The 6404-nt window shown below is 69.4% G+C and carries 6 protein-coding genes; 3 read left to right on the top strand and 3 right to left on the bottom strand.

The features are described 5' to 3' along the window. On the bottom strand, positions 1-1181 hold a 1181-nt coding region (locus D1643_RS09200; protein WP_370520328.1), incomplete at its 3' end, for an amidohydrolase. Between the two features lie 186 nt (positions 1182-1367). After that, positions 1368-1583, bottom strand: a complete 216-nt coding sequence (locus D1643_RS09195; RefSeq protein WP_160710335.1) for a hypothetical protein — start codon at positions 1581-1583, stop codon at positions 1368-1370. Between the two features lie 358 nt (positions 1584-1941). On the opposite strand from D1643_RS09195, the gene D1643_RS09190 reads away from it, so the two are divergent. The 3 genes from D1643_RS09190 (at position 1942) to D1643_RS09180 (ending at position 4420) form a co-directional block, all read left to right on the top strand. Continuing rightward, the gene (locus D1643_RS09190; protein WP_160710334.1) at positions 1942-2433 is read left to right on the top strand and encodes a MarR family winged helix-turn-helix transcriptional regulator; all 492 of its coding nucleotides are present in this window, start codon (positions 1942-1944) and stop codon (positions 2431-2433) included. Between the two features lie 51 nt (positions 2434-2484). Further along, positions 2485-3840, top strand: coding sequence for an MATE family efflux transporter (locus D1643_RS09185; protein ID WP_160710333.1), 1356 nt, complete (start codon positions 2485-2487; stop codon positions 3838-3840). Positions 3841-3997: 157 nt separating this feature from the next. Then, a complete protein-coding gene (locus D1643_RS09180) occupies positions 3998-4420 on the top strand; it encodes a hypothetical protein (RefSeq protein ID WP_160710332.1) in 423 nt (140 codons plus the stop codon). 175 nt (positions 4421-4595) lie between these two features. Here the strand turns inward: D1643_RS09180 and D1643_RS09175 are convergent, their stop codons facing one another. After that, positions 4596-6083 (bottom strand): hypothetical protein, encoded by a 1488-nt coding sequence (locus D1643_RS09175; RefSeq protein ID WP_160710331.1) that lies wholly within the window; start codon positions 6081-6083, stop codon positions 4596-4598. Positions 6084-6404: the final 321 nt, after the last annotated feature.

The following is a 6404-nucleotide window of genomic DNA, read 5'->3' as shown; positions in this document are numbered from 1 at the left end:
GCAGCAGGCGCGGTAGCCGAGTCGGGCGCGCGGCGGGCGGCGGGCGCGATGGGGCTGGCGGCCGGGTCGGGGGCGCAGTCCGTAGCGGGCGCTCCCCCGCCCGGCCTTGCCGCGCCGGCGCGCTCGTAGAGGTCGAGCGCGACGTGGATGGCCTCGTCGCCGATGGCGTGGATGCGCACGCCCTGGCCCTCGGCCACAGCCCGCTGGACAAGCGCGCTCATGACCGCAGGAGCCACCGTTGGGCGTCCGCAGTCGCCGGGGAAGCGGGCGTTAGCGTAAGGGTCTCGCAGCCAGGCGGTGTGCTGGCTCGAAACGCCGTCGAAGAACTGCTTGTAGCCCTGCGCGCGCACGAGCGGGCCGCGCAGACGCGCCTGCAGGTCGGCGAGGCGCGAGCCCTCGGCCAGCAGCGTGGGGAAGAGCGACACGCGCAGGGTCAGCTCGCCGGCATCCTCCAACGCGGCAAACAGGTCGTCACGCACGAAGTCGAGCCCCGGGCCCGCCATGAGCGCCAGGTCGCAGACGGCTGTGAGGCCTTGGGCGTTGAGCGTCGCCTGGAAGGCGCGGTAGGCGTCAAGCAGCTCTTCGGCAGAGAACGACCCGACGATGCGCGGCATGAGCTCCATGGCAGCGGCCTCGCGCACGATGCCGGTGAGGCGACCGTCCGCGCCCCGGTCGTAGCTGCCGCCGGCGGGCGGCTCCGCGTCCTCCGTGATGCCCAGCCGCTCAAGCGCACATGAGTTCAGCCACAAGGTGTGAGCGTCTCCGGAATAGAGCGCCACGGGACGATCGGGGTAAACCGCGTCGAGCGAGGCGCGCGTGGGCGTCACCGGCGGATCCCAGCGATACTCGCGCCAGCCCTGGGCCAGCAGCCACGAGCCGGCAGGACGGCGCGCGGCCAGGTCGGCCAGGCGATCGACGCAGTCTTGCTCGCTCGTGCCGAGAAACTGGTCGGCCAAGGGCGAAGCGTAGAGCGCTGCATGGAAGAAGTGCAGGTGCGCGTCATGGAAGCCCGGCATGAGGAAGGCCTCGCCCCAGTCGTCTACTGCGGCACCTGCGGCGATGGGGTGCGCAGCGTCGCCCGCCTGCGCCGGGTCGCCCGTCCATGTGATGCGATCGCCCGCGATGCCCACGGCCAGCGGACGCACGGCATCGTCAAGCGCCGTGAATCCGCGGCGCGCCACCACCACGCGCTCCGCCGCTCGCGGAGCGTGCGGTCCCGCCGGCGCGGGGCACGCGACCCCGTCCCACGCCGTCCGCACGCCTTCCAGAGCCCCGTTTGCGCTCGCGTCGCCCGTTGCCTGCACAGGCGCAACCACGCTTGCCACAGGCTCTGAGGCCCGCAGGCCATCGCCAGCCACGGCCGCCCCCTAGCCCGCGAGCTCGACGCCGGCGCCCAGAAACACGAGAAGCGCGAGGACGGCGACCACCACCGCGGCCCCCAGAGCCACGCCAACCGCCACCCGGCGCCGCACGGCCCCGGCATCCTCCGGCTCAGGCGTCTCACGGCGCCCCACCGCCGGCTCGCCCATGGACGCCATGAGACGCGTGGCGTCTCGCTTCGCGCGGTCAGGCTGATAGGACATGGCAGAACCTCTTCCTCATAGGCAATGATGACAGGAAGCATAGCACGGCGCGTCCGCCTCCGCGGACACACCGGCGCCGCGGCAACGCAACCGTAAGCCGCGCCCGCAGCGCCTGAGGCCATCCAGCCGCAGCAGCCCGGCGCCGGCGTCCCCTGCCCCACAACACGAAAGCGGACCGGCTCCATCGGGGAGGTGCCAGTCCGCTTTCGCTGCGTTTTAGACTACCTATACTATAGGATGTAATCAAATAATCGTCAATATCCATCTTTGAAAGAATCTTGGAGACGGGCGCCTTCCCTGCTCCTTGGTCTGATTTCGGACTAAACTACTAAGTCCGAAATCAGACCAAGGAGTGAGCATGAAAACGGCAGTTACGGCACGCAGCGAAGAAGGGGCCGCCGGAGGCCTCGACGACGACGGAACCGACGCCAAGGATCTCCTGGCGCAGATGGACCGCTTCTACCTGGAGACTGACGAGATCTACCGCCAGGGGGCCCGCAAGGCAGGGCTCTCGGACAGCGCCTTTGGCATCCTGTACTCGCTCATGCTTGATGACGGACTCACCCAAAAGCAGCTCTGCGAGCGCAGCTTCACGGCTAAGCAGACGGTGAGTTCGTCAGTGCGACGGCTTGCGGAACGGGGGCTCGCGATGCCCGAGGAGGGCAGCGAGCGCAACGCGCCGATCTGGCTGACCGCGGCCGGGCGGGCCGTCGTGGAGGCACGCGTGCAGCCGGCCTATCTCGCAGAGCTTCGCGCCGCCGAGGCCCTCAACGCGTCGGAGCGCACCACGCTCGCACGCCTGCTCAAGCGCTACACGACCGCCCTGCGCACCGAATTCGGCGCGCTCTAGCCGCCCGCGCGCAATCTCCGCCACCGTGTCCCAGCCCAGCAAGGAGCCCCCATGACCGTCGACATGTCCCGCCATTTCACCCTAGGCGCGCTGCTCAAGTTCACCGCCCCCTCCATAGCCATGACCGTGTTCGCGTCGCTCTACACCATCGTCGATGGCGTGTTCGTGTCGAACTTCGCGGGCAAGACGGCACTGGCGGCGGTCAACTTCATCTTCCCGTTTATCATGATCCTCTCCTCGGTGGGCCTCATGATAGGCACCGGCGGCAGCGCCATCGTGGCCAAGACCCGCGGCGAGGGCGACGACGAGCGCGCCAACCGCGCCTTCTCGATGCTCGTCTGGTTTGCCCTGGCGGTCGGCGTCATCCTAGCCGTAGCAGGATTCCTGCTCACCGAGCCGGTTGCGGCCGGGCTTGGCGCCCAGGGGCAGATGCTGGCCGACGCCACGCTCTACGGTCGCCTGCTCTTCCTCACCCTCCCCTTCTTCATGCTCCAGTACGCCTTCCAGAGCTTCTTCGTCACCGCGGGCAAGCCGCAGCTGGGCTTTGCCGTGATCGTCGCGGCTGGCCTGACGAACATAGCGCTCGACGCGCTGTTCGTCGGCGCGCTTGGCTGGGGGCTCGCCGGCGCGGCGCTGGCCACCAACATCGGCGAGGTCGTCGGCGGCGGCCTGCCCCTCGTCTACTTCCTGCGCAGGAACTCGAGCTTCCTGCGGCTGCGCCCCGCGCGGCCCGCGTGGCGCGTCATCGGGAAGGCGTGCGCCAACGGATCGTCGGAGATGGTGGCCAACGTGGCGATGAGCCTGGTGGGGATGCTGTACAACTTCCAGCTCCTGCGCTATACCGGCGAGGACGGCGTGGCGGCCTACGGCGTCATCATGTACACCGGCATGGTGTTCGGCGCCATCTTCATGGGGTACGCGATGGGGTCGTCGCCGCTCATGAGCTTCCAGTACGGCGCGCGGAACCGCCGCGAGATGCGCAGCCTCCTCATGAAGAGCCTCGGACTCATCGCGGCCGGCAGCGTAGCCATGTTCGTCGCCGGACAGGTGCTGGCCGAGCCGCTCTCGCGCATCTTCGTGAGCTACGACGCCGCGCTGCTCGAGCTGACGGTGCACGGCTACCGCGTGTACGCGCTGTGCTTCCTGCTGATGGGGTTCTCCATCTACGGATCGGCGTTCTTCACGTCGCTGGGCAACGGGCTCGTCTCGGCGCTCATCTCGTTTCTGCGCACGCTCGTGTTCGAGACGGCCTCGGTCATCATCCTGCCGCTGTGGCTGGGCGTGGACGGCATCTGGCTCTCCGTCACCGTGGCCGAGCTGGCGTCGGTGGCGGTGACCACCGCGTTCATGGCGGCCCTGAGCGGGCACTACGGCTACCGCAAGCGCCTCACCGCCGACAACGCCTAGTCAACGGGTAGGATATGGCTGCGTTTCAGGCAGCCGAAGCCAACCCGCCATCGCGCGAAAACCCGTAACCTGTGCCAAACACCTCGGCGGTGCCTCCGACTCGCTAACTCATCGGCGGCACCGCAAGGGGACTGATCCGCTTTGGAAGGAGCACACCATGGGTTTCACCGATAAGCTGAAGGACATGGCCGAAGACGCCAAGGACGCCATCCAGGACGCGGCCCACGATGTGGCCGAGAAGGCCAGCGACGTGGCCCACGACGTGGCCGAGAAGGCCGGGGACATCAAGGACGCCGCCGCTGACAAGGCCGGGGATATTGCCGACGCTGCAGGCGACGCCGCGAAGAAGGCCGCTGACAAGGCGGGCGATCTGAAGGACGCCGCCGTCGAGAAGGCCGGCGACCTGAAGGACGCCGCTGCGGACAAGGCGGGTGACCTGAAGGACGCCGCCAGCGATGCCGCGAAGAAGGCAGGCGACAAGGCCGAAGACGCGAAGGACGCCGTGGCCGCCAAGGCCAACGAGGCAAAGGGCGTCGTGGAGGCCAAGGCCGACGACGCGAAGAAGGCCGTGCAGCAGTAGCGGCCAGCCCCTCCGGAACCAGAGAGCCCCCCGTTGCGCAACCTGCGACGGGGGGCTCTTTTTGCGGGCGACCCGCCGGCCGCGGGAGGCGGGCGACCCGCCGGCCAGGGCCGCCCCCCCAGCGCCGGCTCCGCCCGCCCGCGGGGAACCCGCCAGGCGTCGCGCCGCCTCTTCCCTACCCTATCTCCCCGGCACGCACCTTGTCACGCACAAGCCAGCTGGCCGCCACGTAGACGAGCACCGTCAGCGGGGCCACCACCAGAAACGGCACGGCCACGGCGCCGGTGGCGTAGAGCACGCTGCCGAGCAGGCCCACCGCCGCGATGGTGCCCACGCCGCGCCAGTTGACCTCGTGCTCGGGCGCGTCCAGGTCGATGCCCACCGCGCCGATGCCCATCTTGCCGCGCACCAGGTAGTAGTCGGTGATGAGCAGCACGCACCAAGAGCTCGTGAGAATGGAGCCGTAGCTCATAAACGCGTTCACCTGGTCGAGGATGTTGCCCAGAATGAACGCGAGCCCGATGGCGTTGGCGCCGATGACCGCCGCCGCCCAAGGCAGCTTGCGGCCGGTAAGCGAGTTGACCAGGTTGGACACGGCGTTGGCGCCGCCGATGGAGTTGGACGTCTCCACCTTCATCTGCGACAGGCAGATGACCGCCAGGCCCACGCCGCCGGCCGCCAGCACGAGCGACACACCGGGGTTGGTAACCGCCGCGTTGGCCGCGAGCGTGGCGCCCATGCCCTGGGCGGTGAAGTACTCGACGGACTTCTCGAAGCCGTAGTAGACGATGAGCGCGCCGCACAGGTAGGTGATGATGGCGAACACGCTGCCGGTGGCGGCGATGGGGGCGATGTCGCGCTCCTTGCGGGCGAAGCGCGTGAAGTCGGCGGCGAACAGCGCCATGAGGCCGCTCGTCATGATGGCGTAGTTCACGGAGTAGGCGAAGCCCTGCACCGGCTCGACGCCGGGAATGAGGATGCCGTGGGTGGCCGCGTCGACCAGCTGGCCGTCGGCGGCGATGAGGTAGATGACGTAGCCCATGACGCAGAACAGGGCCACCACGAACACCGCGTTCATGCGGGCGATGACCTTAGTGCCGAACAGCGCCATGATCACCCACACGCACGAGATGCCGATGAACAGGGCCCAGCGCACGACCTCGCCCTCCCACCCGAAGGCGAACAGGATGGCGTTGCCCAGCTGCACCGTCCCCACGGCCAGCACGCCTACCAGGCAGAAGATCCAGATGAGCGAGCCAGCCGCCGAGCCGCGCCGGCCGAAGATGTAGAAGCGGGACACCACGTTGTTGGGCAGTCCCTCGCGAAAGCAGATCTTGCCCACCAGCAGCGTGAGCAGAAACGACAGGACGAACGTGATGGCCACGGTCACGCCGCCCATCTGGCAGCCGGCGTAGAACGCCACGATGCCGCCGCCCATCACCTTCGACAGGCTCGACACCACGCCGCCCAAGATGGCGCCGATGTCGGGCCACGCGAGCCGCTTGTCAGCCGGCACGCGCTCGAACAGGGATACCTGCTCGGTGGCCGAGCCCTTCCTGCGGGACTTGGCCGAGGCGCCCTCGCTCGCCGGGGCCCGGCCCCGACTCTTCTCAGCCACCTCGTCGGTGGGCTTGCCCTTCACCTCGCTCGTCTTGCTCTCCATTGGCGGATCGCCCCTCTCTGGTTCCGCTCGCCGGCGCCGTGCGCGAACCGGTTGCCGCAGGCCGTCCGCGCTCCACGAGGGAGGGCTGGCGGCCGCCCCTCGGCGACCGGCGAATGCCTTTCCCTTCCCGAGGCCGCCCGCGCGGTGGGGTGCGGCAGGCGGCTTCGGGAAAGGAGCTGGGCGCCCGGGAAGAGCGCCCAGCCTGCAGGCAGGATGCCTAGGCCCCGGGGGCCTTGGGCGCGCCAGGGGCCGCAGGGGCGGCCGGGGCGCCAGGGGCCTTGGGGGTGCCGGGGGCGCCCGGCGCGGCCGGGGCAGCCGGGG

It is taken from the genome of Enterorhabdus sp. P55 (genome assembly GCF_009911695.1).
Classification (GTDB): domain Bacteria; phylum Actinomycetota; class Coriobacteriia; order Coriobacteriales; family Eggerthellaceae; genus Enterorhabdus.
Note: the sequence above shows the minus strand (reverse complement) of the source record. Positions and strands in the feature narration are given on the sequence as shown.